The 25,761-nt window shown below is 71.2% G+C and carries 25 protein-coding genes and 5 tRNA genes; 19 read left to right on the top strand and 11 right to left on the bottom strand.

The genetic code is table 11. The features are described 5' to 3' along the window. Positions 1-194: 194 nt before the first annotated feature. Positions 195-857, bottom strand: coding sequence for a lysophospholipid acyltransferase family protein (locus tag ACFV6V_RS09325; RefSeq protein ID WP_385561453.1), 663 nt, complete (start codon positions 855-857; stop codon positions 195-197). A 247-nt stretch (positions 858-1,104) separates the two neighbouring features. On the opposite strand from ACFV6V_RS09325, the gene ACFV6V_RS09330 reads away from it, so the two are divergent. The 3 genes from ACFV6V_RS09330 to ACFV6V_RS09340 all read left to right on the top strand — a co-directional run bounded on the left by ACFV6V_RS09330 (position 1,105) and on the right by ACFV6V_RS09340 (position 3,455). Next, a complete protein-coding gene (locus ACFV6V_RS09330; protein ID WP_385561456.1) occupies positions 1,105-2,268 on the top strand; it encodes a glycerophosphodiester phosphodiesterase in 1,164 nt (387 codons plus the stop codon). Between the two features lie 75 nt (positions 2,269-2,343). After that, positions 2,344-2,889 (top strand): sigma-70 family RNA polymerase sigma factor, encoded by a 546-nt coding sequence (locus ACFV6V_RS09335; protein WP_385561459.1) that lies wholly within the window; start codon positions 2,344-2,346, stop codon positions 2,887-2,889. 35 nt (positions 2,890-2,924) lie between these two features. Further along, entirely contained in the window at positions 2,925-3,455 is a 531-nt protein-coding gene (locus ACFV6V_RS09340; protein WP_385561462.1) for a GNAT family N-acetyltransferase, read from the top strand. Positions 3,456-3,483: 28 nt separating this feature from the next. Here ACFV6V_RS09340 and ACFV6V_RS09345 read toward each other — a convergent pair whose 3' ends face one another. Together ACFV6V_RS09345 and ACFV6V_RS09350 are read right to left on the bottom strand one after the other, a co-directional pair. After that, positions 3,484-3,942: a hypothetical protein gene (locus tag ACFV6V_RS09345; protein ID WP_385561465.1), complete on the bottom strand. Its 459-nt coding sequence runs from the start codon at positions 3,940-3,942 to the stop codon at positions 3,484-3,486. Between the two features lie 2 nt (positions 3,943-3,944). Next, a complete protein-coding gene (locus ACFV6V_RS09350) occupies positions 3,945-4,304 on the bottom strand; it encodes a hypothetical protein (protein WP_385561468.1) in 360 nt (119 codons plus the stop codon). A 561-nt stretch (positions 4,305-4,865) separates the two neighbouring features. Between ACFV6V_RS09350 and ACFV6V_RS09355 the strand changes: the two genes are divergently transcribed. The 8 genes from ACFV6V_RS09355 to ACFV6V_RS09390 all read left to right on the top strand — a co-directional run bounded on the left by ACFV6V_RS09355 (position 4,866) and on the right by ACFV6V_RS09390 (position 16,292). Next, positions 4,866-5,933, top strand: coding sequence for a methionine ABC transporter ATP-binding protein (locus ACFV6V_RS09355; RefSeq protein WP_385561471.1), 1,068 nt, complete (start codon positions 4,866-4,868; stop codon positions 5,931-5,933). Then, a complete protein-coding gene (locus ACFV6V_RS09360; RefSeq protein WP_385561474.1) occupies positions 5,930-6,598 on the top strand; it encodes a methionine ABC transporter permease in 669 nt (222 codons plus the stop codon). Before ACFV6V_RS09355 ends, ACFV6V_RS09360 begins: the two co-directional genes overlap by 4 nt. A 110-nt stretch (positions 6,599-6,708) precedes the next feature. Next, positions 6,709-7,581 carry a MetQ/NlpA family ABC transporter substrate-binding protein gene (locus ACFV6V_RS09365; RefSeq protein ID WP_385561477.1) on the top strand — a complete coding sequence of 291 codons (873 nt, stop codon included), beginning with the start codon at positions 6,709-6,711 and terminating at the stop codon, positions 7,579-7,581. 223 nt (positions 7,582-7,804) lie between these two features. Continuing rightward, a complete protein-coding gene (locus tag ACFV6V_RS09370; protein ID WP_385561480.1) occupies positions 7,805-8,440 on the top strand; it encodes a GNAT family N-acetyltransferase in 636 nt (211 codons plus the stop codon). 135 nt (positions 8,441-8,575) lie between these two features. Further along, positions 8,576-9,787: a precorrin-6y C5,15-methyltransferase (decarboxylating) subunit CbiE gene (gene cbiE, locus ACFV6V_RS09375; RefSeq protein WP_385561483.1), complete on the top strand. Its 1,212-nt coding sequence runs from the start codon at positions 8,576-8,578 to the stop codon at positions 9,785-9,787. A 695-nt stretch (positions 9,788-10,482) separates the two neighbouring features. Beyond that, positions 10,483-13,917 (top strand): nicotinate-nucleotide--dimethylbenzimidazole phosphoribosyltransferase, encoded by a 3,435-nt coding sequence (cobT, locus tag ACFV6V_RS09380; protein ID WP_385561485.1) that lies wholly within the window; start codon positions 10,483-10,485, stop codon positions 13,915-13,917. Between the two features lie 164 nt (positions 13,918-14,081). Next, on the top strand, positions 14,082-15,377 hold the full coding sequence (cobA, locus tag ACFV6V_RS09385; protein ID WP_385561488.1) for a uroporphyrinogen-III C-methyltransferase: 1,296 nt from the start codon (positions 14,082-14,084) through the stop codon (positions 15,375-15,377). Positions 15,378-15,473: 96 nt separating this feature from the next. Next, on the top strand, positions 15,474-16,292 hold the full coding sequence (locus ACFV6V_RS09390) for a TrmH family RNA methyltransferase (RefSeq protein WP_385561491.1): 819 nt from the start codon (positions 15,474-15,476) through the stop codon (positions 16,290-16,292). Between the two features lie 34 nt (positions 16,293-16,326). Here ACFV6V_RS09390 and ACFV6V_RS09395 read toward each other — a convergent pair whose 3' ends face one another. Continuing rightward, the gene (locus ACFV6V_RS09395) at positions 16,327-17,568 is read right to left on the bottom strand and encodes a serine/threonine-protein kinase (RefSeq protein ID WP_385561494.1); all 1,242 of its coding nucleotides are present in this window, start codon (positions 17,566-17,568) and stop codon (positions 16,327-16,329) included. A 634-nt stretch (positions 17,569-18,202) separates the two neighbouring features. On the opposite strand from ACFV6V_RS09395, the gene ACFV6V_RS09400 reads away from it, so the two are divergent. The 3 genes from ACFV6V_RS09400 (at position 18,203) to ACFV6V_RS09410 (ending at position 19,917) form a co-directional block, all read left to right on the top strand. After that, positions 18,203-18,409: a hypothetical protein gene (locus ACFV6V_RS09400; protein WP_361285781.1), complete on the top strand. Its 207-nt coding sequence runs from the start codon at positions 18,203-18,205 to the stop codon at positions 18,407-18,409. A 195-nt stretch (positions 18,410-18,604) separates the two neighbouring features. Beyond that, a complete protein-coding gene (locus ACFV6V_RS09405; RefSeq protein WP_385561497.1) occupies positions 18,605-19,582 on the top strand; it encodes a phosphotransferase family protein in 978 nt (325 codons plus the stop codon). 50 nt (positions 19,583-19,632) lie between these two features. Continuing rightward, positions 19,633-19,917, top strand: a complete 285-nt coding sequence (locus tag ACFV6V_RS09410) for a zf-TFIIB domain-containing protein (RefSeq protein ID WP_385561500.1) — start codon at positions 19,633-19,635, stop codon at positions 19,915-19,917. Positions 19,918-20,012: 95 nt separating this feature from the next. On the opposite strand, the gene ACFV6V_RS09415 is transcribed toward ACFV6V_RS09410, so the two are convergent. The 5 genes from ACFV6V_RS09415 to ACFV6V_RS09435 form a co-directional block, all read right to left on the bottom strand. Next, positions 20,013-20,084 (bottom strand) — tRNA-Val (locus ACFV6V_RS09415). 37 nt (positions 20,085-20,121) lie between these two features. Then, positions 20,122-20,193, bottom strand: a tRNA-Val gene (locus tag ACFV6V_RS09420). A 37-nt stretch (positions 20,194-20,230) separates the two neighbouring features. Next, positions 20,231-20,302: transfer RNA gene (locus ACFV6V_RS09425), tRNA-Val, on the bottom strand. A gap of 1 nt (position 20,303) precedes the next feature. Next, a tRNA-Cys gene (locus ACFV6V_RS09430) sits at positions 20,304-20,377 on the bottom strand. A 34-nt stretch (positions 20,378-20,411) separates the two neighbouring features. Next, positions 20,412-20,484 (bottom strand) — tRNA-Gly (locus ACFV6V_RS09435). 289 nt (positions 20,485-20,773) lie between these two features. Here ACFV6V_RS09435 and ACFV6V_RS09440 point away from each other — a divergent pair. From ACFV6V_RS09440 to ACFV6V_RS09450, 3 genes are all read left to right on the top strand, one after another. Further along, positions 20,774-21,823 (top strand): chorismate-binding protein, encoded by a 1,050-nt coding sequence (locus tag ACFV6V_RS09440; RefSeq protein ID WP_385561503.1) that lies wholly within the window; start codon positions 20,774-20,776, stop codon positions 21,821-21,823. After that, on the top strand, positions 21,820-22,650 hold the full coding sequence (locus ACFV6V_RS09445) for an aminotransferase class IV (RefSeq protein ID WP_385561507.1): 831 nt from the start codon (positions 21,820-21,822) through the stop codon (positions 22,648-22,650). Before ACFV6V_RS09440 ends, ACFV6V_RS09445 begins: the two co-directional genes overlap by 4 nt. An 86-nt stretch (positions 22,651-22,736) precedes the next feature. After that, positions 22,737-23,582 (top strand): GNAT family N-acetyltransferase, encoded by an 846-nt coding sequence (locus ACFV6V_RS09450; RefSeq protein ID WP_385561510.1) that lies wholly within the window; start codon positions 22,737-22,739, stop codon positions 23,580-23,582. A 23-nt stretch (positions 23,583-23,605) separates the two neighbouring features. On the opposite strand, the gene ACFV6V_RS09455 is transcribed toward ACFV6V_RS09450, so the two are convergent. After that, on the bottom strand, positions 23,606-24,133 hold the full coding sequence (locus tag ACFV6V_RS09455; protein ID WP_385561513.1) for a DsbA family protein: 528 nt from the start codon (positions 24,131-24,133) through the stop codon (positions 23,606-23,608). Between the two features lie 215 nt (positions 24,134-24,348). On the opposite strand from ACFV6V_RS09455, the gene ACFV6V_RS09460 reads away from it, so the two are divergent. Next, positions 24,349-24,792: a hypothetical protein gene (locus ACFV6V_RS09460; RefSeq protein WP_385561515.1), complete on the top strand. Its 444-nt coding sequence runs from the start codon at positions 24,349-24,351 to the stop codon at positions 24,790-24,792. A gap of 114 nt (positions 24,793-24,906) precedes the next feature. Beyond that, on the top strand, positions 24,907-25,065 hold the full coding sequence (locus tag ACFV6V_RS09465) for a hypothetical protein (RefSeq protein WP_385561518.1): 159 nt from the start codon (positions 24,907-24,909) through the stop codon (positions 25,063-25,065). Between the two features lie 9 nt (positions 25,066-25,074). On the opposite strand, the gene ACFV6V_RS09470 is transcribed toward ACFV6V_RS09465, so the two are convergent. Continuing rightward, positions 25,075-25,632 (bottom strand): CGNR zinc finger domain-containing protein, encoded by a 558-nt coding sequence (locus tag ACFV6V_RS09470; RefSeq protein ID WP_385561521.1) that lies wholly within the window; start codon positions 25,630-25,632, stop codon positions 25,075-25,077. Between the last annotated feature and the right edge of the window lie 129 nt (positions 25,633-25,761).

Below are 25,761 nucleotides of genomic sequence, written 5' to 3' on the forward strand. Positions count from 1 at the left end.
GTTTTTTGTTAGTTTGTTTTTTCTCCTATGTCTATATCGTCTTCTTCGTCTTTCGTGTTTTTTTTTTTTCTCCCTTGGCTTCTGGCGTGTGTGGTGTTGGGGGGCGGGCGGCGCCGTCCCTCCCCCGCCCCCCCCCCGCCCCCCCCGGGCGCCGGGGAGCCGCGTCGTCCGCCGTTCTGGCCGGGGCTCCGGGCTCAGGCCGCCTTCGCCTTGGTGGCGTACATGTCCACGTACTCCTGGCCGGACAGCTGCATCACCTCGGTCATCACCGAGTCCGTCACCGCCCGCAGCACATAGCGGTCACGGTCCATGCCCTCGTACCGGGAGAACTCCATCGGCTCGCCGAACCGGATCGTCACCCGGCCCGGGCGCGGGATGCCCGCGCCACCCGGCTGGAGCTTGTCGGTGCCGATCATCGCGAACGGCACCACCGGCGCACCCGTCATCAGGGTGAGCCGGGCGATACCCGTACGGCCCCGGTAGAGACGGCCGTCGGGGGAGCGGGTGCCTTCCGGGTAGATACCGAAGACCCTGCCCTCCTCCAGCACCCGGCGGCCCGTCATCAGGGCCGCGACCCCACCGTTCGCGCCGTCCCGGTCCACGGGGATCATGCCGACCCCGGTGAAGAACCAGGCCATCAGTCGGCCCTTCAGGCCCTTGCCGGTGACGTACTCGTCCTTGCCGATGAAGAACACCGGCCGGTCGCACACCAGGGGCAGGACCATCGAGTCGATGAACGTGAGGTGGTTGCCGGCGAGGATGACGGGACCGTCCGCTGGGATGTGCTGGACGCCTTCCACCCGTGGGCGGAACATCAGGCGCAGGAACGGTCCTAGCACTGCCTTGATGAGCGACAAGCGGGACAACGGGTCCTCCGAAGTCGTGGAGCAGTCGGTGCGGCCGACAAAGTCCTTGCAGGTGAGGACGATACTCGCGAGTCAGGGTCGGACGCACATGGGGTTCACGGACCAGATACACAGTGTTGACCTGAGTTTGGGACGCGTTTGCCCTGGGTCTCCCTCATGTCACGCCCAGCAACCTAGGTTGGAGTGCCTCATATCCGATTTCCCGATTCCCCCTGAGGGGCCCGACGGAGGATCACTCATGGCTCAGGTCGCAGGCACGACTCCCGGACGCCGGACCGTACTCGGTGCGGCGGTGGCCGGCTCCGCGTCCCTCGGCGCGGTCGGTATCGGCGGGACCATGGCGTCCGGAGCCGAGGCCGCCGAGCCCGCCGGACGCCACGGTCACCGGCAGCTCCCCGTCCCCACGGTCATCGCGCACCGTGGCGCCAGCGGCTACCGCCCCGAGCACACCCTCGGCTCGTACCAGCTCGCACTCGACATGGGCGCGCACGTCATCGAGCAGGACCTCGTGCCCACCAAGGACGGCCATCTGGTCTGCCGCCACGAGAACGACATCACCGGCACCACGGACGTCGCCACTCACCCCGAGTTCGCCTCCCGCAGGACCACCAAGACCGTCGACGGAGTCAGCGTCACCGGCTGGTTCACCGAGGACTTCACGCTCACGGAGCTCAGGACCCTGCGGGCCAAGGAACGGATCCCCGCCACCCGCCAGGAGAACACCCTCTACGACGGGCGCTGGCAGATCCCCACCTTCGAGGAGGTCCTGCGCTGGGCCGACAAGGAGGGCCGCAGGCGGGGACGTCCGGTCTGGCTGCATGTGGAGACCAAGCACCCCTCGTACTTCCGGGGTATCGGCCTCGGACTCGAGGAACCGCTCGCGAAGCTGCTGCGCCGCTACGGCCGCCATCGTGCCGACTCGCCCGTCTTCCTCCAGTCGTTCGAGCCCAGCAGCATCCAGAGGCTCGCGCGGCTGGTCTCATCGCCGCGCGTCGTGCTGCTCTCCGGCGCCACCACCCGGCCCTGGGACTTCGTACAGGCGGGCGACCCGCGCACGGTCGCGGACCTGGTCAGGCCCGATGGCCTGGAGTGGATGGCCTCGTACGCCCAGGGGATCGGCCCCACGCTCGACCTGATCATCCCGAGGGACGCCGAAGGCAGGCTCGGCACGCCGACCACCCTCGTCCGGGACGCGCACGCCAAGGGCCTGATCCTGCACCCGTACACGATGCGGAACGAGAACGCCTTCCTGCCAGCCGACTTCCGGCGCGGCACCGACCCCAACGCCTACGGCGACGCGTTCGGCGCCTTCCGCGTCTACTTCGAACAGGGCATAGACGGCATCTTCACCGACAACGCGGACACCGGACTGCTGGCCCGGGCGGACTTCGTCAGCGGCTGACGCCGTCGCTCATTCGGTCGGGTGAGAACCTGACACGGCCGAAACCCGGGACCTCGCGGTGACGTCACGCCGGGCATGACCCCCTATCCATCCACGTCCCCGACCCGCTCCGGAGCACTGGTGGAGCTGCTGCGGCCGCTCGTCGCCGCGGAGGCAGACGCCGAGGCACAGGACGGTGCCCTGGAGCCCGCGGACCTCGAACAGGACGTGTGGGTACGCCTCCTTGAGCGCCTCGCCGCCGGGGGACCGCCCCGGGACGCGGCGGCCTGGGTCCGGGGCGCCGTGCGCGACGAGGCGCGCAGGGCCCGTCTGAGGGCCCTGCGCGAGCGGGCCTTCGTCGACGAACCTGCAGCGGGCCCCGCGGGCTGTCCCGAACGGGCCCTGCTCGTCGCCGAACGGCACCGCACGCTCCGGGCCGCGGTGGCCCGTACTCCCGGACCATGTCCGCGGCTGCTGACGGCCCTGCTGTCCCCGGCGGACCTCACATACCGGGAAATCGCAGGACAGTTGGGTATCTCACAGGGAAGTCTGGGACCGACGCGTTCCCGTTGCCTGGGATGTCTGCGCAGAATGCTCGCGGCAGAGGTTGCAGCTCCTGAACTCCGGGGAAAGGAGCGGTAGACAACCGGGTGAAGGTGAGTGGAGGCGCGCCAGACATGGGCATGAGCGTGAGCATCACAGCGGCGGCGGTGCAGGACGCCGAGCACATCCTCAAGCTTCAGTACCTGTGCTACCAGAGCGAGGCGGCACTCTACGGCGACTACAGCATCGAGCCCCTCACTCAGACCCTCGAGGACCTCAGGGCCGAGCTGGCCCGGGGACACGCTCTGGTGGCCCGCCTCGGCGACGAGGTGATCGCGTCCGTGCGCGGTGAGGTCGACGAGGCGGGCGTCGCGCGCATCGCCAAGCTCATCGTCCATCCCCGTATGCAGCGCCACGGACTTGGGGGCCGGCTGCTCGGCGCGATCGAGACGCACTTCGCGGCGGACTCAGCGGCCAAGCGATTCCAGCTCTTCACCGGGCACCGCAGCGACCGCAATCTGCGCCTCTACCGCCGCCACGGCTACGCACCGGTGTCGGAGCTGTCCGCTGGGCCCCGGCTGACCGTGATCACGCTGGAGAAGAGAGTCGGTACGGCGGAGGGTGCTCCGGGACGGAGCGCGGGGGAGTACACCACCAGCGCGTGACGCCGCTGCGTGACGGTCGACGCCCCGCTCAGCGCCGGGACGTGCGCAGCCAGAGCATTCCGGTGATCGGCAGCAGCACCGGAATGAAGAGGTAGCCCATGCCGTAGTCGGTCCACACCGTGGCGTCCGGGAACGCGGCCGGATCCGCCAGCGTCCACGTGCCCACCGTCAGCACGCCGACCAGCTCGGCGGCGCACGACACCAGCGCCGCCCTGCGGGCCGTCTCACCCCCGCGCACCAGGGTGTACGTGATGAACGCGTACACCACGGCGGCCATCGCCGACAGGGAGTAGGCCAGCGGCGCGTGCTCGTACTCGGTGGCGATCTGGTAGAGGGAGCGGGACACGGCGCCCACCGACATCACGCCGTACAGCCACACCACGAGCAGCCCTGGCCCGTGGACCAGCCGGGTCCGCGAGCCGTCCGGCCGCTCTCCGGCGCTGTCCCCGGTGCCGGTGCCTGCCGCGGAGCGGGTCGAGTCCGTCATGCTCAGGCCTTCCAGATGTCGTAGAGCCGCACTTCCAGCACCGCGAGCACCACCGCGCCCGCCGCGACCGTCACCGAACCCCAGCGGGTCCGCTCGCTCAGGGAGAGGAAGCCGGCCGCCGGAATCGCCAGGAAGGCGCCGATCAGATACGAGATGAAGATCACCGAACCCTGATCGGCCTCTTCGCCGCGGGCGAGCTGCACGATGCCCGTGACCAGCTGGGCCAGCGCCAGGACCGTCACCACGGCCATGCCGATGAAGTGCCAGTCCTTCGTCGGCTGGTCCCGGAACGCGGCATAGCCGCACCAGGCGGCGAGGGCGAGGGCGGCCGCCGAGAGAGCGACCGTCAGGGCGTCGAGCATGCAGCCGAGAGTATTACGGGCCGAAATGCGCGGAGCGCTCGGCCCCCATGACCTCTGGAGCGCCGGGGAGCACTGACCGCGTATCCGTGGTCTTGACCACAGCGCATCAGCGGTGCGGTCGTGAGGGACAGCGCGTCTTGCCGGGGATTTTCGGGTATCGGAGCAGGTCAACGGGCTTGGGCGCGCTGCCGAGGCGACCCGGGTCGGTCCGCTATCTGGACGTTTGGATCTCGAAATCCGGACAGCGGAGATCGGCTCGGATGCTTGTCTGGTTTACTGGGCCGCATGACCACGACGAGCAGCCGCACCCTTGCGACCGAGGCGCACATGACGCCCGGTGCTCGCTGTATGTGTCGAATGTGCGCCTTCTGAGGGCCCCTGACTGAGCCTCGCGCCCCGAAGCGAGGCCACCGCCCTGCGCACACCGCCCACCGGCCGACTGTGCGGTGTCTCTGCGCCTGTCTGTCTCTGCTCCCTGTTGCCAGGACGACACACAAAGACGACACATCACCCATGTCCGGCGCGTCATAGCGCCACGCACTCGACAGTGACGGAAATCCTGTGATCACCACCAAGGGCCTCACGAAGGTCTACCAGTCGCGAGGCCGCGACGTCACCGCTCTGGACGGAGTCGATCTGCACGTCCGGGAGGGCGAGGTCTTCGGCGTCATCGGCCGTAGCGGCGCCGGAAAGTCGTCCCTCATCCGCTGCGTCAACCTGCTGGAGCGGCCCACATCGGGCACCGTGACCGTCGACGGCGTCGACCTCACGGCCCTCACCGGACGCGGCAACCGCACGGGCAGGGAACTGCGCCAGGCCCGCAGCCGCATCGGCATGGTCTTCCAGCACTTCAACCTGCTGTCCTCGCGGACCGTGAAGGACAACATCGAGCTCCCCCTGGAGATCCTCGGTGTCACCGGCGCCGAGCGTTCCCGGCGCGCCCTCGAACTGCTCGACCTCGTCGGTCTCGCCGACAAGGCCAAGGTGCACCCAGGACAGCTCTCGGGTGGCCAGAAGCAGCGTGTCGGCATCGCCCGCGCGCTGGCAGGAAACCCGAAGGTGCTGCTCTCCGACGAGGCCACCAGCGCCCTCGACCCCGAGACCACCCGGTCCATCCTCGAGCTGCTGCGCGACCTCAACCGGCAGCTCGGTCTGACCGTCCTGCTCATCACGCACGAGATGGACGTCGTGAAGTCCGTCTGCGACTCGGCCGCCCTGATGGAGCACGGCCGGATCGTGGAGTCCGGCACGGTGAGCGAACTGCTCGCCACACCGGGGTCGGAACTCGCCAGGGAGCTGTTCCCGGTGACCGGTGACGCCACCGGCCCCGACCGTACGGTCGTTGATGTCACTTTCCAGGGCGACACCACCACCCAGCCCGTGATCTCCCAGCTCTCGCGCACCTACAACATCGACATCTCGATCCTCGGCGCCGCGATGGACACGGTCGCCGGGAGGCAGATCGGCCGGATGCGCATCGAACTGCCGGGCCGCTACGAGGACAACGTCGTGCCCGTCGGGTTCCTGGGCGAACAGGGACTCCAGGTCGAGATCGTCGAGCACGAGCCCAACGAGGCCGGTGGCGTCCCCACGCCGCGCCCCGAACTGGTGAAGGAGACCGCGCAGTGACCTGGCCGGAGATGCAGCCGCTGCTGACCCAGGGCACCATCGACACCCTCTACATGGTGTTGTGGTCCACGGTCGTCACCGTCATCGGCGGACTTCCGCTGGGAGTCCTGCTGGTCCTCACCGACAAGGGCGGACTGCTGCAGAGCACCCCGGTGAACAAGGCCGTCGGTGTGGTCGTGAACATCGGGCGTTCGCTGCCGTTCATCATCCTGCTCATCGCGCTGATCCCCTTCACCACCGCGGTGGTCGGCACCTTCATCGGCCCGACGGCCATGATCGTGCCGCTCGCCGTCGGCGCCATCCCCTTCTTCGCGCGGCTCGTCGAAACGGCGATTCGCGAGGTCGACCACGGACTGGTCGAAGCGGTCCAGTCCATGGGCGGCTCCATACCGACGATCATCCGCAAGGTGCTGCTCCCGCAGGCCCTGCCCTCGATCGTCGCCGCCGTCACCACCACCGTGATCGTCCTCGTCGGGTACTCGGCGATGGCGGGCGCGGTCGGCGGCGAGGGGCTCGGATCCAAGGCCGTCACCTACGGCTTCCAGCGGTTCGAGACCTCGTTCATGCTCATCACCGTCGTCATCCTGATCGCCATCGTCACGGCCGTTCAGCTGATCGGCGACGGAGTCGTACGGCTGCTGGCCCGCCGGGGCCGCACCGCCTGATCTCTCCGATCCGACCGAGCGCATCTCCGCTTCACGTTTCCCCGGCACACCCGCGCGCCCGCACTCCTTGTCCGGGCGTCAGTACGCACCACTGGAAAGAGGCACTTTTCGTGCGCAACCACCGCAAGTACACCAAGCTCACCGCCACCGCAGCAGCAGCCGCCGCGCTCACTCTCGGCCTGACCGCCTGCGGCACGGCCTCCGACCCGGGCACGAAGTCCGGCTCCGGTGACAAGGCCGCGGCGGCGAACGAGCCGCTCGTCGTCGCGGCGTCCCCGACCCCGCACGCCGACATCCTCGAGTACGTCAGGAAGAACCTCGCCGCCAAGGCCGGGCTCACGCTGGAGGTCAGGGAGTTCACGGACTACGTCCTGCCCAACAACGCCACCCAGCAGGGCCAGGTCGACGCCAACTTCTTCCAGCACAAGCCGTACCTGGACGACTTCAACAAGAAGAACAAGACCACCATCGTCCCGGTCGTCGACGTCCATCTGGAGCCCCTCGGCCTCTACTCCGGCAAGGCCAAGTCCCTCAAGGACATCAAGGCCGGCCAGACCGTCGCCGTACCCAACGACACCACCAACGAGGGCCGCGCGCTCAAGCTGCTCGCCGACAACGGCCTGATCACCCTCGAGGCGGGTGCCGGTGCCGACGCCAAGCTCTCCGACATCACCGACAAGAAGGGCCTGGAGTTCAAGGAGCTGGAGGCCGCCACGCTGCCCCGCGCCCTGAACGACGTCGACGCCGCCGTCATCAACGGCAACTACGCCATCGAGGCCGACCTCGCGCCCGCGAAGGACGCCCTGGCACTGGAGAAGGCGGAAGGCAACCCGTACGCCAACTTCCTCGCCGTCAAGGAAGGCAACGAGAAGGATGCGCGGGTGCAGAAGCTCGCGAAGCTCCTCAACTCCCCTGAGGTGAAGAAGTACATCGAGGACACGTACAAGGGCTCGGTCATCCCCGCCTTCGGTCCCGCCGCGTAGACCGTCTTGCCAACCGTGCGCGGCGGCAAGGCACTTGCCGCCGCGCCGAGAGCGGAAGGCCTCGTGCACCCACAGCGGGTGCGCGGGGCCTTCGGTGTGTCCTCGGCGGGTTTCCGGCGTATCCCAGGCGTACGCACCCCGGCCATGCGCATCCGTCAGTCGATGTTGCATGCTGGGCTTTTACGCGTACGGCCTTTACGACGGTCTCGGCATGGAGCTGCGCATGACTACCCCCTTCCCGGACATCTCCATCAGCACGGAGCGGCTGGTGCTGCGTGCGCTCGAACCCGCCGACGCCCCAGCCCTTGCCGAGATGATGAACGACGAGCAGGTCGCCGCCTGGACCGCCGTGCCCCAGCCCTACACCGAGGCCGCCGCCCGGGAATGGATCAGCGGGTACGCGCCCGCCGAGCGCACCGCGGGACGCGGCCTGGACCTGGCCATCACCGAGTTCCTCACCCAGCGCCTGGTCGGCGTGATCCAGCTCGCCCACACCGACTGGCGAGTGCGCTCCACCGAGATCTCCTACATCGTCGCCCCGTGGGCCCGCGGCGAGGGCTACGCCTCCGAGGCGACGCTCGCCACCGCCCAGTGGCTCTTCCGCGACCAGGGTTTCGAGCGTCTGGAGCTGCGCACCGCCGCCGACAACACCGCGTCCCAGCAGGTAGCCCAGAGGATCGGCTGCATCAGCGAGGGCGTGTTGCGGGCAGCCTGTATAGCCCGCACCCGCACCGACGACGGGGGCTGGGCCGACCTGCGCACCGACTTCATCGTCTGGAGCCTTCTCCCCGAGGATCTCGAAGGCGTCGTCGACCAGGTGACCGATACCGGATATTCCTCCTTCGCCGACTGGAGCTGAGACCGGGTACGCTCACGCTCACGACCTGCGCGACCTGCGGCGACGCGGTGAGCACAGCGAGCATGACGAGTACGGCGACCAGAGCGTCGTCACGCACCCCAACTCACCTCAGCGAAGACCGGGAGACTGACGACGATGGCCGACCGGGTCACGGTGATCGGCTGGGACGGTTCCCCCCTGACCTCGGCAGCCAGGTCCGCGTTGTCCGCCGCCACGCTCGTCGCCGGAGCCGCCCACCACCTGGCGCTTCCCGAGGTACCGGCGAACGCCGAGCGGATACGGCTCGGCAGCCTCGACCTGGCCGCGCGGAGGATCGCGGGCCACCGCGGCAGCCCCGTCGTCATGGCGGACGGCGACCCCGGCCTGTTCGGCGTCGTACGCACCCTGCGAGCACCCCAGCACGGACTCGAGGTCGAGGTCGTGCCCGCGGTCTCGTCCGTCGCCACCGCTTTCGCCCGGGCCGGTATGCCCTGGGACGACGCCCAGCTCGTCGTGGCCCAGAGCCGCACCCTGCGGCGGGCCGTCAACGTCTGCCGGGCACACCCCAAGGTCGCCGTCCTCACATCGCCGGGGGCCGGGCCCGTGGAGCTGGCCCTGCTTCTGGAGGGGGTCCACCGCACGTTCGTGATCTGCGAGGAGCTCGGCACCGAACGCGAGCAGGTCACCGTGCTCACCTCCGACAAGGTCGCCGACCACACCTGGCGCGACCCCAACGTCGTCATCGTCATCGGTGGCGCCGCCGCGGTGTCCAGGAGCGGCTGGGCGGCGGGCCGTGACCCCGGCTATCCGCCCGCCGTACGCGGCTGGGCGCTGGCCCCGGAGCCCGGTGGCCCATCAGCCGGGGAAGGCGAGTCGGTCCAGCTCCGCGCCGCCCAGCTCGCCCTCCTCGGTCCGCGCCTCGGCGACCTCGTCTGGGACATCGGCTGCGGCGGCGGGGACCTCTCGGTCGACGCGGCGCGCTTCGGCGCCGCGGTGATCGCCGTCGACACCGACCTGGCCGCATGCGACCGCACGGCCGCAGCGGCCCGCAGCGCCGGCGTCCAGCTCCAGATCGTGCACGGTCGCGCGCCGCATGTGCTGGAGCGGCTGCCGGAACCGGACGTGGTCCGCATCGGTGGCGGGGGAGTGCCGGTGGTCACCGCCTGCGTCGACCGTCGGCCCGAACGCATCGTCACCCACGCCTCCACCCGCGACGAGGCCGAGGCGATCGGATACGCACTCAGCGACGGCGGCTACAACGTCGAATGCGCCCTGCTCCAGTCCGTCCAGCTGGATCCCGGCGACTGGTCCGAGCGGGAACGCTCCGTCGTCTTCCTGCTTTCCGGGGAGCAGCCGCGCCGGGACTAGGCCGTGTTTGGGAACTGGCGTCGTCCGCCCGAAGGGCGGGGCTCGCGGCGTCTGGTGCGCGCAGTCGCAAGGCGGTGGGGGTTCCCCCGCCGGAGGCAGGGGGGAGGTCGTCCTCGTACTGGGCGTACTCGGACGATTCGACAACGCAGCGAGTGCGCGTGCCAGGCGTCGCGAGCCAGGCGGGAGTTCCCAAACACGGCCTAGGTCCGTCCCGCCCGTCAGGGGCCGGACACGGTCCGGGACGAGTCCCGCTGAACGCCCTCCGGCCGTCGGTGCGCGCCGCCCGGGGCCTGCCTGATCGCTCCCCCCGCCCCTGGTGGCGTGGCCCGGCGCGGTAGGCTGGCCGATCGTTGTACCGCACTGGTGGGGCGCCGAATTCTCTCCCCCGGGCTTCTCCCTGCTACCGCAGAGAGACCCTCAGGGGAGGTCCAGCCAAAGTCCGCAACAGGGGGGCCGATTCGGGTCCCGGTGTGGTACGGCGCGACCGGGGGACGCGCAACGTGGCGCAGTCCACAGCCGACCATGGCGGATCCTGCTGCCGTGGACGCGAATGGCCAGGACAATGCTGGTGTCTGCGGGCTTTCGTGCCGCGCGGCGCACACGCTCGTTCTTGTTATAGACGGGTGCTTGTGTGCCGCGATCGGGCGCCCCGGGCGAAAGTCTGAAGGAGCACAACCGATGGGCGAGGGGAACGCATGACTGACACCGGCCAGATCCCGGGTGAGGGGCTGCCGGAGAACGCAGGCATGGTGGAGCAGCCGGGCATCCCCGCTCCGGGCGCGTACACCTTCCTCGATCCCTCCGAAGGCGCAGCCGTCGCTGACGACGACGACCTGCTGTTGATGCCGGGCGCGCAGGGCGCCTGGAGCGAACCGCCGCCGGCGGCTCCGGGCGGCGGGCACGCGGCCTCCGGGGCGCAGGCCGTCCCACCGGTCGCGCCCGTGGCGTCGCAGCAGCCTCCGGTCACAAGGGCCGTGGCTCCGGACGCCGCCGCGGCGGCCGTACGGGCCGCGGTGCAGCACGCGTCGCCGCAGGCCGCGGCGCCTTCCGCGCCGGCGACCCAGGTCCAGGAGGCCGTGGCTGCTCCGGTGCAGCCCGCCGAATCCGTACGGCCCGAAGCCCAGGCGCCCCTGGCGCCGGAGCCGGTCGCGGCCGAGCAGGTCGCACCGCAGCAGCCCGCGCCCCAGCCCGCGGTGCCTCAGCAGGCCGCTGCGCAGCCCGTGCCGCAGCAGACGCCCGTGGCCCCGGAGCCGGTCGTGCCCCAGCAGGTCGCACCGCAGCAGCCGGGACCTGAGACCGGGGCGCACGAGGCCGGCGGTCGGGACTCGGGTTCGCTCGACCTCGGGGGCGTACGAGTCCCGCCGACCTCGTCCACCCCCACCCCGCCCCCCGGACGCCGTCCGCTGCACATGGGCCCCCCGATGCCGGACGCCACCGGTGGTGTGGTGCGCTCGCTCGCGGACCGGGGACCCGCCAGCGCGGCGGGCACTCCCCCGGGGCACACACCGCCGCACCCCATCCCCGTGCGGCATCCGGGGCCGCCGACCACCGGCCCCGAGTACCTCGACATTCCCCGCGACGAGCCCGCGGAGTTCACCCCGCCTGCGCAGCCCGGTGAAGCCGCCCCGCAGGACGCCACACCGTGGACGCCCGTCCCCGTGCCGTCCTTCACCCCCGCGGAGACGGCGGAACCAGCAGAAACGGCAGAAACGGCAGAAACGGCAGAAACGGCAGAAACCTTCGTCCCGGAGGCGCCTGTCGCAGCGACCGTCGAGGCGCCCGGGCCCGAGCTTCTCGCCCCCGAACTCATCGCACCCGAGCCGGTGGTGCCGCAGCCCGTCGCACAGGAGCCCGTGCAGCCCCTGCCCGCACCGGAACCGGAACCGGAACCGGTGGAGCATGGGGCCGCCGCCCCCGCGCCGGAGCCCGTGCTCGCCGCCGGTCCCGCGCCGGAGCCCGTGGTCGCGGTTGTCCCGGCACCGCGCGACGGCAGCGCCGGCGACCGTGCCGCCGCGCCCCAGGAAGCGTCTCCGGCGGCGGAACCCGTAGCAGCGGAGCCCCTGGTGGCCGCGGCGCAGCCGGTCGTCGAGCCGCAGCCGGTCGTCGAGCCTCTCGCGGAGTCGGCCACCGCCGGCGAGAGCGTAGTGAACGAAGTGCACACCGAGATCAGCGTGACCACAGAGACGAGCGCGAACATCGAGACCAACGCGCACACCGAGGCGAGCGTGAACGCGGACACCGGCGTGCACAGTGCTGTCGCCGAGACCGGCGCCGACGTCGCGGCGATCGTCGCCGAGACGGCCGCCGTCGAAGCCCCGGTCGCCGGGACCGCTGCCACCGACACGGCCGCCACCGACACGGCCGCCACCGAGACGGCGGGCGACGCCGAATCGGCCTCCGCCGCCGCCCCGGGCTACGACGACGCCGAACGCGAGGCGGTTCTGCGTGTGATGCGCGAGCGGCGGGACATCCGCAACGGCTTCCGCAGCGACCCGATCCCGCACGAGGTCCTGCTGCGCGTGCTCGAAGCCGCGCACACCGCGCCCAGCGTGGGGCACTCCCAGCCCTGGGACTTCGTGGTCATCCGCTCCGCCGAGACCCGGCGCACCATGCACGAGCTCGCCCAGCGCCAGCGCGAGGCCTACGCCAAGTCGCTGCCCAAGGGCCGGGCGAAGCAGTTCAAGGAACTCAAGATCGAGGCCATCCTCGAGACCCCGGTGAACATCGTCGTCACCGCCGACCCCACCCGCGGGGGCCGTCACACCCTCGGCCGGCACACCCAGCCGCAGATGGCGCCGTACTCCTCCGCGCTCGCCGTCGAGAACCTCTGGCTCGCCGCGCGCGCCGAGGGCCTCGGTGTCGGCTGGGTCAGCTTCTTCGACGAGCGCGAGATGGTGCGCGCGCTGGGACTGCCCGAGCACCTCGAGGTCGTCGCGTACCTCTGCGTCGGATACGTCGACGAGTTCCCCGAGGAACCCGAGCTGATGCAGGCGGGCTGGTCCAAGCGCAGGCCCCTGTCCTGGGTGGTCCACGAGGAGACCTACGGCCGTCGCGCCCTGCCCGGCGAGGAGCCGCACGACCTGCTCCAGGAAACCGTCTCCAACATCCGCCCGCTGGACGCGAAGGCGCTCGGCGAGGCGTGGGAGCGGCAGAAGCGGATGACCAAGCCCTCGGGTGCGCTGGGCATGCTGGAGATCATCTCCGCGCAGCTCGCCGGGCTGTCCCGGATGTGCCCTCCGCCGATCCCGGAGCCCGCCGCGGTCGCGATCTTCGCGGGCGACCACGGGGTGCACGCCCAGGGCGTCACTTCCTGGCCCCAGGAGGTGACCGGCCAGATGGTCGCCAACTTCCTCGGTGGGGGAGCGGTGTGCAACGCCTTCGCCAACCAGGTCGGCGCCGAAGTGTGCGTCATCGACGTGGGTGTGGCGTCCGAGCTGCCGGCCACCCCCGGACTGCTGCCGAGGAAGGTCCGTCCGGGCACGGCCGACTTCACCACCGGCCCCGCGCTCAGCCGCGAGGATGTCGTCGCCGCGATCGAGGTCGGCATCGAGACCGCCCGCGATCTGGTCGCCGCGGGCAACAAGGCACTGCTCACCGGAGAGATGGGCATCGCCAACACCACCGCGTCGGCCGCCCTGATCGCCGTCTACACCGGTGCGGAACCGGCGGAGGTCACCGGCCGCGGCACCGGCATCAACGACGAGATGCACGCCCGCAAGGTCGACGTCGTCCGGCGCGCCCTGGAGCTTCACCAGCCGGATCCGGCCGATCCGGTCGGTGCCCTCGCGGCGGTCGGCGGTCTGGAGCACGCGGCACTGGTCGGCTTCATCCTCGGCGGTGCCTCGCTGCGTACGCCGGTCATCCTGGACGGGGTCTCCGCGGGCGCCGCGGCGCTGGTCGCCCGGGCGGTCGCGCCCGAGGCCCTCGCCGCCTGCATCGCGGGTCACCGCAGTGCCGAGCCGGGCCATGTGGCGGCGCTCAACAAGCTGGGCCTGCGGCCCCTGGTGGACCTGGACCTCCGCCTCGGCGAGGGTACGGGCGCCCTGCTGGCGTTGCCGCTGGTGCAGAGCGCTGCGCGGGCCATGCACGAGGTGGCGACCTTCGACTCCGCGGGCGTCACGGAGAAGTAGCCGGGTGCGCCGTGCGGCACGGGACCTCTGCCGGGTCCCGTGCCGCACAGCGTTGCCCGACCGTTCCGGGCACGGGGAACCACGCCCCGTAAAGTAATCACCGTCCCACCAGCCGCTCCACCGTCGCAGCGGCCAGCACCGCCGCACCGAGGAGCCGCACCGCCATGGCCGAGCACGCTGAAGGCACCCCGCGAGCCGAGCAGGCCGAGCACGCCGCGAGCACAGAGCCGGCCGCGCGCGCCGGGCGACCCGCCTACCCCGTGGGACTGCGCCTCTCGGGGCGCCGCGTCGTCGTCATCGGCGGCGGTCAGGTGGCCCAGCGGCGCCTCCCGGCCCTTGTCGCGGCCGGTGCCGACGTCATCCTGATCTCCCCGTCCGCCACCGCGTCGGTCGAGGCCATGGCCGAGGCCGGCGAGATCACCTGGACCAGGCGGCGCTACGAGGACGGCGATCTCGCCGACACCTGGTACGCCCTCGTCGCCACCAGCGACCCGCTCGCCAACGAGGCCGCGTCGGCGGAGGCCGAGCGGACCAGGACCTGGTGCGTACGCTCCGACGACGCCGAAGCGGCCACCGCCTGGACCCCGGCCACGGGCCGGAGCGAGGGCGTGACCGTCGCCGTCCTCACCGGAAACGACCCCCGGCGTTCCGCCGCCGTGCGCGACGCCATCGTGGAGGGTCTGCGGGACGGCTCTCTCATCGCCCCGCACCATCGCTCGCGTGAACCTTTCGTGGCCCTGGTCGGCGGGGGTCCCGGTGACCCGGACCTGATCACCGTGCGGGGACGACGGCTGCTCGCCGAGGCGGATGTCGTCATCGCCGATCGCCTCGGCCCGCGCGATCTGCTCGATGAACTGCCCCCGCATGTCGAGGTGATCGACGCGGCCAAGATCCCGTACGGCCGCTTCATGGCCCAGGAGGCCATCAACAACGCCCTCATCGAGCACGCGAAGGCGGGCAAGTCGGTCGTCCGGCTCAAGGGCGGCGACCCGTTCGTCTTCGGACGGGGGATGGAGGAGGCCCAAGCGCTCGCGGAGGAGGGCATCGCCTGCACGGTCGTCCCCGGGATCTCCAGCTCCATCTCGGTGCCGGGTGCCGCGGGTATCCCGGTCACACACCGGGGGGTCGCCCATGAGTTCACGGTCGTCAGCGGGCATGTCGCACCCGACGACGAGCGTTCCCTGGTCGACTGGAAGTCGCTCGCCAAGCTGCGCGGCACCCTCGTGATCCTCATGGGGGTGGACAAGATCGGAGCGATCGCCGAGGCGCTGATCGCGCACGGCAAGTCCCCCGAGACCCCGCTGGCCCTGATCCAGGAAGGCACCACCGCCGCCCAGCGCCGGGTGGACGCCACGCTCGCCACGGTCGCCGAGGCCGTCCGTACGCACGAGGTCAGGCCGCCTGCCGTCATCGTCATCGGAGACGTGGTCGCCGTCGGCGCCGGACGCCCCCGCTCGTAGGCCGGCAGCCCCTCGGCACCCACCAGCGTAACCAGCGGTAACCAATTCCCCGCCCGGGCCGTTGGCACCATCACCCGGAGAAGGCAGTATCACCCTGTGGCTGAACTCATCACCGTCGACGACCCCGACGACCCGCGTCTGCGCGACTACACGGGACTGACCGACGTCGAGCTCCGGCGCAGGCGTGAGCCCGCCGAGGGCCTGTTCATCGCCGAGGGCGAGAAGGTCATCAGACGGGCCAAGGACGCGGGTTACGAGATGCGTTCCATGCTGCTCTCGGCCAAGTGGGTGGACGTCATGCGGGACGTCATCGACGAGATCCCGGCACCCGTGTACGCCGTGACCCCCGAGCTCGCCGAACGCGTCACCGGCTACCACGTGCACCGCGGGGCCCTCGCCTCCATGCAGCGCAAGCCGCTGCCCGCGGCCGAGGAGCTGCTGCGCAGCGCGCGCCGGATCGCCGTCATGGAATCGGTGAACGACCACACCAACACCGGTGCGATCTTCCGCAGCGCCGCCGCACTCGGCATGGACGCCGTACTGCTCTCGCCGGACTGCGCCGACCCGCTCTACCGGCGCTCGGTGAAGGTTTCCATGGGTGCGGTCTTCTCCGTCCCCTACACCCGTCTCGACCACTGGCCCAAGGGACTGGAAGCGGTCCGCGAGGCGGGCTTCAGGCTGCTGGCCCTCACCCCCGACGAGAAGGCCTCACCCATCGACGAGGCGGCCCCGCACCGCATCGACCGAGTCGCGCTGATGCTCGGTGCCGAGGGCGACGGTCTGTCGCGGCAGGCCCTGGTGGCCGCCGACGAGTGGGTCCGCATCCCGATGGCGCATGGCGTGGACTCGCTCAATGTGGGGGCGGCGGCCGCGGTCGCCTTCTACGCGGTCGCGACGGGCCGCCCGGAAAGCTGAGCGGGTCTCCGGCCCCGCCGGCCGCCTTCGGACCTCAACCCCGCAGGCCCTGAGCCACGGTGATCCCGAGCGCCACCACGAGCGTCACGACCACGAACACGAAGATGCGCTGACGCAGCAGCCGGGGGTTGGCCGGCCTGCGCCCCGTCGACGTCGTGCGCACACCGGCTCTCGACGGTGTGCGCCCCGCTCCCGTGCCACCCCGGGACGGAGCGGGACGTGAACCACCCGTACGGGGCGCCGAGGGACGGGATCCCGGCTCACGCACGGGTGCCGGGCGTCCCTGCCCCTGCGTGCTGCGGCTCTGGCCCTGGGTGCTGCGGCTCTGGCCCTGGGTGTTGCGCCCCTGGCCCTGGGTGTTGCGCGCCGTGTACCGGACGGTGGTCTGGCGCCCGGACGACAGATCCTGCTCGATCCGCTCACGCTGGGCAGGAGGCCGCAGTGCCGGCAGGCCCTGCGCCTCACGTGCCGCGATCTCCTTCAGCCGCATCGACAGCTGGAGCGTGCTCGGACGCTGCTCGGGGTCCTTGGCCAGACACGCCCGCAGCAGCGGGGCCAGCGCGTCCGGCACCCCCCACAGCTGCGGCTCCTCGTGCACGACCCGGTAGAGCATGACCTCGGAACTGCCCTGACCGAAGGGAGAGTCGCCGGTGGCGGCGTACGCGAGCGTCGCGCCGAGCGAGAACACATCGGTCGCAGGGGTGACCGCCGCCCCCCTGACCTGCTCGGGCGCCAGAAAGCCCGGCGAGCCCACGGCCGTGCCGACGTGGGTGAGCGTGGAGGCACCGGTCGCCCAGGCGATACCGAAGTCGATGATCCTCGGGCCCTTCGGGGACAGCAGGATGTTCGACGGCTTCAGGTCGCGATGCACCACACCGGCCTCGTGCACGGCCACCAGGCCCTCCGACAGCGCCGCCCCGATAGCCGCGGTCTCCGCCGCCGGCAGCGCGCCGTCCTCGGCCACCTTGTCATGCAGTGACGGGCCGGGCACGTACTGCGTGGCGAACCACGGTCGGTCCGCTTCGAGGTCCGCCGCCACCAGCCGCGCCGTGCAGCCGCCCCGGATACGCCGGGCGGCGGACACCTCGCGGGCGAACCGCGACCTGAACTCCTGATCCTCCGCCAGATCCGGTCGGATCACCTTCAGCGCGACGCGCTGACCACGGCGGTCGGAACCGAGATAGACGACCCCCATACCGCCGGCGCCGAGCCGCCGATGCAGCCTGAACGAGCCGACGACACGCGGATCCTCGCGCCGGAGCCGCATCAACGCCATGTTTATCCCCGCCGGCTGGTCGTCCGATATCCGTTTGACGTGGCACAGCTTACGTATCTGTGGGCCGGTGTGCTCATAGGCCGCGCCCTCAGGAGCCGATCGATCGTCAGTGCCACCCAGCGCACCTGAAGGGCAATCAGGGTGCCCTCACCCACGGGGTGCAGCCGCCAGCGGGTCCCCAAGGCCACTTTGCCGAAGGGGCGTTGAGTCGACGGAATCATCCGGGGTGCCGTGCCCCGCCAGGGTGGAGCGGACCGCTCGCCGCGGTGGCCGGTGCCCTCCGGCCGGTGGTCAGGCCCTTGCCGCCGCATGGGGACATGGCTGACGTGACCGAAGTCACGCGCACAGGCGGCGTGCCCCTGCCCCTGCCCGTTGTCTCGGCGGCTCTGCGGGCGGGCAGCCCGGGCCGTTCGGGCATCCCCTCCGGGAAGACCCGCAGATCATGTGCAGCGTCTCCACCCAGGGGAGTACACCGCCGGCGCCCGGCTCATCCTCCGGGAGGCCCGTGATTCGGTACGCGGGCATGACGCCCGGGCCCGCCCGCGTCCCTAGCCTTGAAGTCAAGCGGTGGGTGCAGCTCTCGTCCCCCGAGGTCGGACACCCGCCGCTGCCAACGATTGACAGGAGAGGACCCATGGCGGACACGGCATCGCGGACCATGATCCGCGCGCAGGGACGCAGGGCGTTCGCCGCGTTCGGCGTCCGCCCGTCCGGCCGTCGCCACCCGCTGGTGGCGACGGCGATGGTGCTCCCTCTCGCGGCCCTGCTCGTCGTCGCCTTCGGCGGCTGGGATGCAGTGGTCACACAGGCGTCGTCCGTGGGCGTGATGCTGGGGCGCTGAGCGGCGCTCCGGAGTCCGGGAGAGCGGCCCGGGTCTCACGACATCCCACCCAAAGCCCCGTGGGGACGGGGGTGCGGCGGACGGCACGCGCTGGGCCGGTCAGCTGGGGAGCTGACCGGCCAGCGCAATGCAGGGCCCCGGTCGGCCCCGGCGGGCGCGTTCCGCGCCGTGCGGACCACCCCTTAGGCTCGCCGGGTGGACCAGGGCAATGCCACGCTCGTGCGTGCGCTTTCGGAGACCGCGCGGTCGGCGGCTCATGTGCCGGGGCGGGCGGATTCCTGCCGGGCCTGCGGGCGGGACGCCGACGTGCTGGCCCAGCGCCCCGACGGGGTGGTGGTGCGCCACGGCGCAGCCGTCGCGAAGGCGCACGCCCCTGGTACCGACCCGGAAGGTCACCGGCTACGTCTCGCCGTGGCGGCCCACCCCGAGCTGGACGGGATACTCCTGGCGCCGATCGACGCCGTCGACGGCGCGGGGGCCCAGGTCGCCGGGCGCCCCGTCACGGCCTGGCCGTACGGCAGCCCCGTGGATCCCACCGCCCCGGAAGACGCCCCCTGGGAGGCGGTCGCCCGCCTCCTCGCCCGGCTGCACCGCGTGCCGTTGGAGCGACTGCCCGGGCCGCTTCCGCCCATGCGCGGGCCGCTGAAGGCCGCGGCGGCGGTCGAGCGCCTTCCGCGCCACCCCGACGCCCGGCCCGTGCAGGCGGCGTGGCGGAGCCTGCCGGCCTGGGCCAGGGGCGAAGCCCCGGCACCGTGTCACCCGCCCCGGCTCTGCCACGGGGACCTGCATCTCGGTCAGCTGGTGCGCCATCCCGCCCACCAAGGCCCCTGGCTGCTGATAGACGTCGACGACCTCGGCCTCGGAGACCCGGCGTGGGACCTCGCCCGTCCCGCCGCCTGGTTCGCCGCGGGGCTGCTGGCACCGGACGACTGGAACCGCTTCCTCGCCGCGTACCGCGAGGCCGGCGGCCCTGCGGTCCCGCCGGCTCCCGGCGACCCCTGGCCCCAACTCGACGTACCCGCCCGCGCCCTGACCGTCCAGACCGCAGCTCTCGGGCTGGCCAGGAGCGCCCGGGAGGGCAGGGAGCCCGACGAGGTGGAGCAGCTGATGATCGGAGCCTGTGCCCGAATTGCGTCCCTCCCGACCGACTTGGACGGCAGCGCCCCGTCGTAGGGTTGTCGCAGCCGTGCACACCAACCGACCGGCGAGGAGCTGAGCAGAACATGCAGTGTCCCAAGTGCCATGCGCCCATGCACACGTACAACCGCAATGGCGTCCAGATCGAGCAGTGCAGCGGGTGCCGGGGGATATTCCTCGACTACGGCGAGCTGGAGGCGCTGACCCGCATGGAGTCCCAGTGGGTCCAGCAGGCTCCGCCCGCACCGGCCCCGGGCGGCTACCCCGCCGCGCCCGCGCCCGCCGCCCCGGCGTGGGGCGCCCCGCACCACGGTCACCATGGCGGCCACCACCGCCACAAGAGCTTCGGACGGATGCTCTTCTCCTCCTGACGGCCTTCCGCCGATCCCTGTCCCGGCTTTCGCTCCTGACAGGGAGAACGACGACGGAACCCCCGGCCGCATCGGCGGCCGGGGGTTCCGGGCTGTGGACGATACTGGGATTGAACCAGTGACCTCTTCCGTGTCAGGGAAGCGCTCTCCCGCTGAGCTAATCGTCCTCGGGACCACGATCCGAAGGCCGTGGGTGGTGCTGAGTGGACGATACTGGGATTGAACCAGTGACCTCTTCCGTGTCAGGGAAGCGCTCTCCCGCTGAGCTAATCGTCCTCGGGACCACGATCCGAAGATCGTGGGTGGTGCTGAGTGGACGATACTGGGATTGAACCAGTGACCTCTTCCGTGTCAGGGAAGCGCTCTCCCGCTGAGCTAATCGTCCTTGGAGGTGGAGACGGGATTTGAACCCGTGTAGACGGCTTTGCAGGCCGTTGCCTCGCCTCTCGGCCACTCCACCCCGGAGTGCGGGGGTCGGGAAGATCCCCCTCTCGAGCGGACGACGAGATTCGAACTCGCGACCCTCACCTTGGCAAGGTGATGCTCTACCAACTGAGCCACGTCCGCCTGTCGTTTCCCGGTCCGCTCTCACGTCCCGGCGACGTGTTGAACTCTAGCGGATTCCTGGGCCAGCACAAAAACGCGTTTCCGCAGCGTGCTGAGCTGTGGTCACCGCGGGTTCACCACCGGGTGCGCTGCCGACACTCTCCGGAAGGCACAGGGGCCGCTGCCCGGACCTGCCGAGGTGTGACGAGGACCGCACCTGACGATCATCCGGACCTCGCTTCCCGGCCACCGGACCTGGTCCGGCGACCGCCCGGAGCGGCGGGCCACGCCCCGCCATAGACTCACAGCCGTGCACGACCTCGCTCCTCTGGCCCGCTTCGGCGGCCTCGTCGCCACCGACCTCAGGGATGTCACCTCCGACCCCGAGGCCCTCGAGTCGTCCGGCTTCTGGGCCGTCGCCGCGGACTTCGAGGGACGCCTCACCTGCGCCCGCTTCGGCGACGTGCGCAGCGAGCCGGTGCCCGCGCCCGAGCCGGGGTGCTGGCGGGGCCCCGCGGCCGGGGACTGGACCTCGTCCCTGGACCGTGCCGCCTACACCGCGGGCGTGCGGCGGATCCGTGAGCACATCGCGGCCGGCGAGGTCTACCAGGCGAACCTCTGCCGAGTGCTGTCCGCACCCCTGCCGGACCCGGAGGCCGCCGATGTCGACGCCCTGACGGCGCTGCTGGCGCGCGGCAACCCGGCCCCGTACGCAGGGACGATCCGGCTGCCCGCGCACGGTGTGGAGATCGCCACCGCATCGCCCGAGCTGTATCTGCGCCGCGACGGTGGGACGGTGGAGTCGGGGCCGATCAAGGGGACCGGTCGCACCCCCCTGGACCTGCTGGAGAAGGACCACGCGGAGAACGTCATGATCGTCGACCTGGTCCGCAACGACCTGGGCCGGGTCTGTGCCACCGGTTCCGTCACGGTCCCGGCCCTCTGTGCTGTCGAGGCACACCCCGGTCTCGTCCATCTCGTCTCCACCGTTCGCGGCGAACTGACCACGGGGATGGGCTGGCAACGGCTGCTGGACGCCACCTTCCCGCCCGGATCGGTCACGGGAGCACCCAAGTCCAGCGCTCTCAGGATCATCGAGTCGCTGGAGACCGCGCCGCGTGGTCCCTACTGCGGCGGCATCGGCTGGGTGGACGCCGACCGCCGCACCGCCGAGCTGGCCGTCGGCATACGCACCTTCTGGATCGACCGGGCCGCGGGCCTGCTGCGTTTCGGCACCGGCGCCGGCATCACCTGGGGATCCGATCCCGGGCGCGAGTGGGACGAAACCGAACTGAAGGCCTCCCGGCTGCTCGCTGTAGCGTCGGGAAGCTACGCACAGACTGGAAGGACCGCGTCATGAGGATCTGGGTGAACGGCGGACTGAGGGATGCCGACACCGCCCTTGTCTCCGTACTCGACCACGGGATAACGGTGGGCGACGGCGTGTTCGAAACCGTCAAGGCGACCGAGGGGCGTCTCTTCGCCCTCACCCAGCACCTCGACCGGCTCACCCGCTCGGCACGTGGTCTCGGCCTGCCCGACCCGGACCTCGACGAGGTGCGCCGGGCCTGCGACGCAGTGCTCGAGGCCAACCCCGTGGCACTGGGCAGGTTGCGGATCACGTACACCGGCGGGCTCTCGCCGCTCGGCTCCGACCGCGGCGACGCCGGTCCCACCCTCGTCGTCGCGCTCGGCGAGTCCGCCCGCCGCCCCGACTCCACCGCCGTGATCACGGTCCCCTGGGTCCGCAACGAACGCGGCGCGCTGAGCGGGCTGAAGACCACGTCCTATGCCGAGAACGTCGTCGCGCTCGCCCGCGCCCATGAGCAGGGCGCGTCCGAGGCGCTGTTCGCCAACACCGTGGGGCAGCTCTGCGAGGGCACAGGGTCCAATGTCTTCGTGGTCGTCGACGGTCATCTGCACACCCCGCCGCTCTCCTCCGGCTGCCTGGCCGGGATCACCCGCGCACTGACCGTGGAGTGGACCGGGGCGCAGGAGACGGAGCTGCCGCTTGACGTCCTGGACCGGGCCGAGGAGATCTTCCTGACCTCCACCCTGCGGGATGTGCAGGCCGTACACCGCGTGGACGGCCGCGCGCTGTCCTCGGCGCCGGGGCCGGTGACCGCCAAGGCCATGCGGATCTTCGAGGAGCGTGCTGCCGCCGATCCGGATCCGCAGGCGCCCTGATGCCGTGGCTCCTGTCTGGTCGGAGATCTCCGCAAACCCTGTGAAACGTGGTGACGGCGGGCCGCCGGGCAGGTAGAACACCCCTGATGACCACCACTCTGCGGCCGTCCGGGCCGCTCCAGCGGGACGACCGGGGCGCCCGGTCACGAACCTACGACGTGTGCGTGAACAGCAGACGCGTCGGCAGCATCGAGCTGGGCACCCATCCCTCCCTCGGGCCTGCGGCCGGGGTCCTGCGCTCTCTGGCGATCGACGCGGGTGACCGTCACCGTGGGCGTGCCACGGTCGCGGCGCTCGCGGCGGAGGAGGTGCTGCGCGACTGGGGCTGCACGCGGATCAGCGCCTCGATCCCGGCGGCGGCGACGGGCGCGCTGCGGCTCGCGACGGCGCTCGGATACGTCGAGCAGGACCGCAGCATGCTCAAGGAGCTGACCGCCGAGCCCCTGCCCGGACTGCCCGGGGGTGCCGAGTGGCGGCCCATGGACGAGCCGGAGTTCCGCGACTGGTCGGCCGCGGAAACCGAGCACTACGCGCAGACCATGGTCGGCCTCGGCGTGCCGCCCGAGCAGGCCCGCGCACGTTCCGTGGCCGACCAGCGTGAGCTGCTCCCCGACGGGCTCGCCACCCCGAGGACCTGGTTCAGGGTGCTGGAGGCGGAGGGCTGCGTGGTGGGGCACGTCTGGGTGGGCGAGCGTGAGGTACGCCCGGGAGAGCGGGGAGCCTACGTGTACGACATCAGGGTCGCCGAGCCCCACCGCGGACGGGGCCATGGGCGCACCCTCATGCTGCTGGCGGAGCGGATCGCCCGGACGGAAGCCGGAGCGGGCCTGCTCGGACTGCGTGTCCTCGCGGGCAACACCCCGGCGCTGCGCCTCTATGAGTCGCTCGGCTACCGGGCGACCCGCATCAACGTGGGCAAGCGGCTGTTCTAGGAGCAGTGGGAGCCGTAGCAGTTCTAGGAGTTCGGGGAGAGGTCCTGCTCTGCGAGGAGCCGGTCGGCGATCTCCTCGATGCGCGCGCGCAGGCCCTCCTGGCTCTTGCCGCCGTCCAGCCGCTCGCCGCCGATGACATAGGTCGGGGTGCCCGTGACGCCGATGGCCTTGCCCTCGGCCTGGTCGGCGTCGACGATCAGGATGTGCCGTCCGTCGATGAGGGCGGTGTCGAACTCCTCGGCGTCCAGAGCCAGTTCACGAGCCACGTCGACGAGCAGCGGCTCGCCCCCGGTGTCCAGCTCATCGACCCGGCCGAGGACGGCGGCCACGTACTCCCACCCCCGGCCCTGGACCGTGGCCTCCTCCGCTGCCTGCGCGGCGGCGAAGGCGTGCTTGTGCTTCTCCAGCGGGAAGTGGCGCAGACGCGGCTCCAGCCGGTCGCCGTAGCGCTCCCGGAGCGCGTGGAGATCGGTGAGGGCGGTGCGGCAGTCGGGGCACTGCAACTCGCACCAGACGTCCAGGACGATCGGCGGTGGGGAGGTCTCGCTCATGCGCACAGTCTCCCAGCCGTGCCTGACCCCTCCCAACCGGTACCGGCTCCGGGCTGGGGCCGGGGGTATCCCGGAGATCTCCCTGACATGCGTCCGGATCATGGCCCGTACCGGGTGCGGCGGTGCAGGATGGGAGGAGAGCGGGAAAGGAAGAAGAGGGAAGGAAGGCGCGACAGAAGGCGCGCACCACTGCTTCGCTGGCCATGGAGGACCGGATGCTTGCCGAGACCATTTGTTCCGCGGCTGCCGCGGCCGGGCTGGGCATCGCCGCGGTCACGGCGTACCGCAAGCGCTATCTGACCGCGGCCCGTATCGCCGCGTATGCGCTCGTGCCCCTGGGGCTTGTGCTGACGGGCGCGGTGGGGTGGCTGGCCGGTACGGCGTTCAGCCCCGTGGCCTGGGTGGGCGTCGGGCTCCTGGGCCTGTCGTGGGTGCTCTTCTCGACGACCCGCAAGATGGAGCGCCGTGCGCTGGGTAAGCAGGCGCAGGGGGATCCGGCGATTCCGGGGTCCGGGACCGCCGACAAGCAGCCCGGGCAGATCGGGTCGGGCAAGCAGGGCAAACCGGTCAAGCGGGGCAAGCAGTCCACGACGGGTGCCGCAACTGGCGGGGACGACTTCAGCGATGTCGAGGCGATCCTCAAGAAGCACGGCATCTGATCCGCGGGCTCCGGCCGCAGTGGTGTGAAACGCCACGGGATCCGGTGAACTCGCCGCACCAAAGGGCGTGTTGCCCGATCACCCGGCTCCGGGCTGCGTCATCATCGCCCCGAGATGCTGGATACCCCCGCGGGTCAGACCCCCGCCTCAACCCCCGCCGACGAGCCGCGTGGCTGCCTCTTCGCGCTGTCCCAGCCGCCGCTGATGATCTTTCTCGCGGTGATCGGCTGCCTTCTGCTCATGGCCGCGGTCCATGATCTGTTCCTGCTGTGAGGGCGGTGGTCAGCCGGCCGCTTCCTTGCGGCGGGCACGGTACGCGGCGACATGCAGTCGATTGCCGCAGGTGCGGCTGTCGCAGTAGCGGCGTGAGCGGTTACGGGAGAGGTCGACGAAGGCGTTTCCGCAGTCCGGCGCCTCGCAGCGGCGGAGCCGCTCCTGCTCGCCGGAGACCACGATGAAGGCGAGAGCCATTCCGCAGTCGGCCGCGAGGTGGTCGGCGACGGATGCGCCGGGCGCGAAGTAGTGGACGTGCCAGTCGTAGCCGTCGTGGTCGGTCAGCTGCGGCGTGGTGCCCGCCGCGGCGACGAGCTGGTTGATGAGCTCGGCCGCGGAGCGCGGGTCCGGAGTGGCGAAGACCTCGGCGAAGCGGTCGCGTACCGCGTGCACGGCTGCGAGGTCGGCATCGGTCAGAACGCCTACGTCACTGACTTTGTGGCTTCGTACGAAGTCGTACAGCGATGGGATGTCCTTGAGCTCGTCGCTCCCCGCGCGTTCGGGCGCGGTGTTCACCAGATCGACGACGGTGTCGAGGGCGCTGCGGGTGTCGTGGGGGATCAGCACGATTCGCTCCCTGGCTGCTACGGGCGGGTGCCCGCCGAATTGCGCTGACTCTAGCGTCTCCCCAAAGCGCGCGACGGCGCCGTCCCCTCCGGGTGATCCGGCAGAGACCGCGCCCTCGAGTGCTGAGCG

It is taken from the genome of Streptomyces sp. NPDC059828, from assembly GCF_042731955.1.
Lineage (GTDB): Bacteria > Actinomycetota > Actinomycetes > Streptomycetales > Streptomycetaceae > Streptomyces.

Coding starts and splice junctions, on each gene's coding strand:
- cobT (WP_385561485.1), top strand. CDS start 10,483: ATGACTGACACCGGCCAGATCCCGGGTGAGGGGCTGCCGGAGAACGCA.
- ACFV6V_RS09370 (WP_385561480.1), top strand. CDS start 7,805: ATGACTACCCCCTTCCCGGACATCTCCATCAGCACGGAGCGGCTGGTG.
- ACFV6V_RS09465 (WP_385561518.1), top strand. CDS start 24,907: ATGCTGGATACCCCCGCGGGTCAGACCCCCGCCTCAACCCCCGCCGAC.
- ACFV6V_RS09410 (WP_385561500.1), top strand. CDS start 19,633: ATGCAGTGTCCCAAGTGCCATGCGCCCATGCACACGTACAACCGCAAT.
- cbiE (WP_385561483.1), top strand. CDS start 8,576: ATGGCCGACCGGGTCACGGTGATCGGCTGGGACGGTTCCCCCCTGACC.
- ACFV6V_RS09350 (WP_385561468.1), bottom strand. CDS start 4,304: ATGCTCGACGCCCTGACGGTCGCTCTCTCGGCGGCCGCCCTCGCCCTC.
- ACFV6V_RS09340 (WP_385561462.1), top strand. CDS start 2,925: ATGGGCATGAGCGTGAGCATCACAGCGGCGGCGGTGCAGGACGCCGAG.
- ACFV6V_RS09345 (WP_385561465.1), bottom strand. CDS start 3,942: ATGACGGACTCGACCCGCTCCGCGGCAGGCACCGGCACCGGGGACAGC.
- ACFV6V_RS09400 (WP_361285781.1), top strand. CDS start 18,203: ATGGCGGACACGGCATCGCGGACCATGATCCGCGCGCAGGGACGCAGG.
- ACFV6V_RS09330 (WP_385561456.1), top strand. CDS start 1,105: ATGGCTCAGGTCGCAGGCACGACTCCCGGACGCCGGACCGTACTCGGT.
- ACFV6V_RS09335 (WP_385561459.1), top strand. CDS start 2,344: ATGACCCCCTATCCATCCACGTCCCCGACCCGCTCCGGAGCACTGGTG.
- ACFV6V_RS09445 (WP_385561507.1), top strand. CDS start 21,820: ATGAGGATCTGGGTGAACGGCGGACTGAGGGATGCCGACACCGCCCTT.
- ACFV6V_RS09395 (WP_385561494.1), bottom strand. CDS start 17,568: ATGGCGTTGATGCGGCTCCGGCGCGAGGATCCGCGTGTCGTCGGCTCG.
- ACFV6V_RS09450 (WP_385561510.1), top strand. CDS start 22,737: ATGACCACCACTCTGCGGCCGTCCGGGCCGCTCCAGCGGGACGACCGG.
- cobA (WP_385561488.1), top strand. CDS start 14,082: ATGGCCGAGCACGCTGAAGGCACCCCGCGAGCCGAGCAGGCCGAGCAC.
- ACFV6V_RS09455 (WP_385561513.1), bottom strand. CDS start 24,133: ATGAGCGAGACCTCCCCACCGCCGATCGTCCTGGACGTCTGGTGCGAG.
- ACFV6V_RS09460 (WP_385561515.1), top strand. CDS start 24,349: ATGCTTGCCGAGACCATTTGTTCCGCGGCTGCCGCGGCCGGGCTGGGC.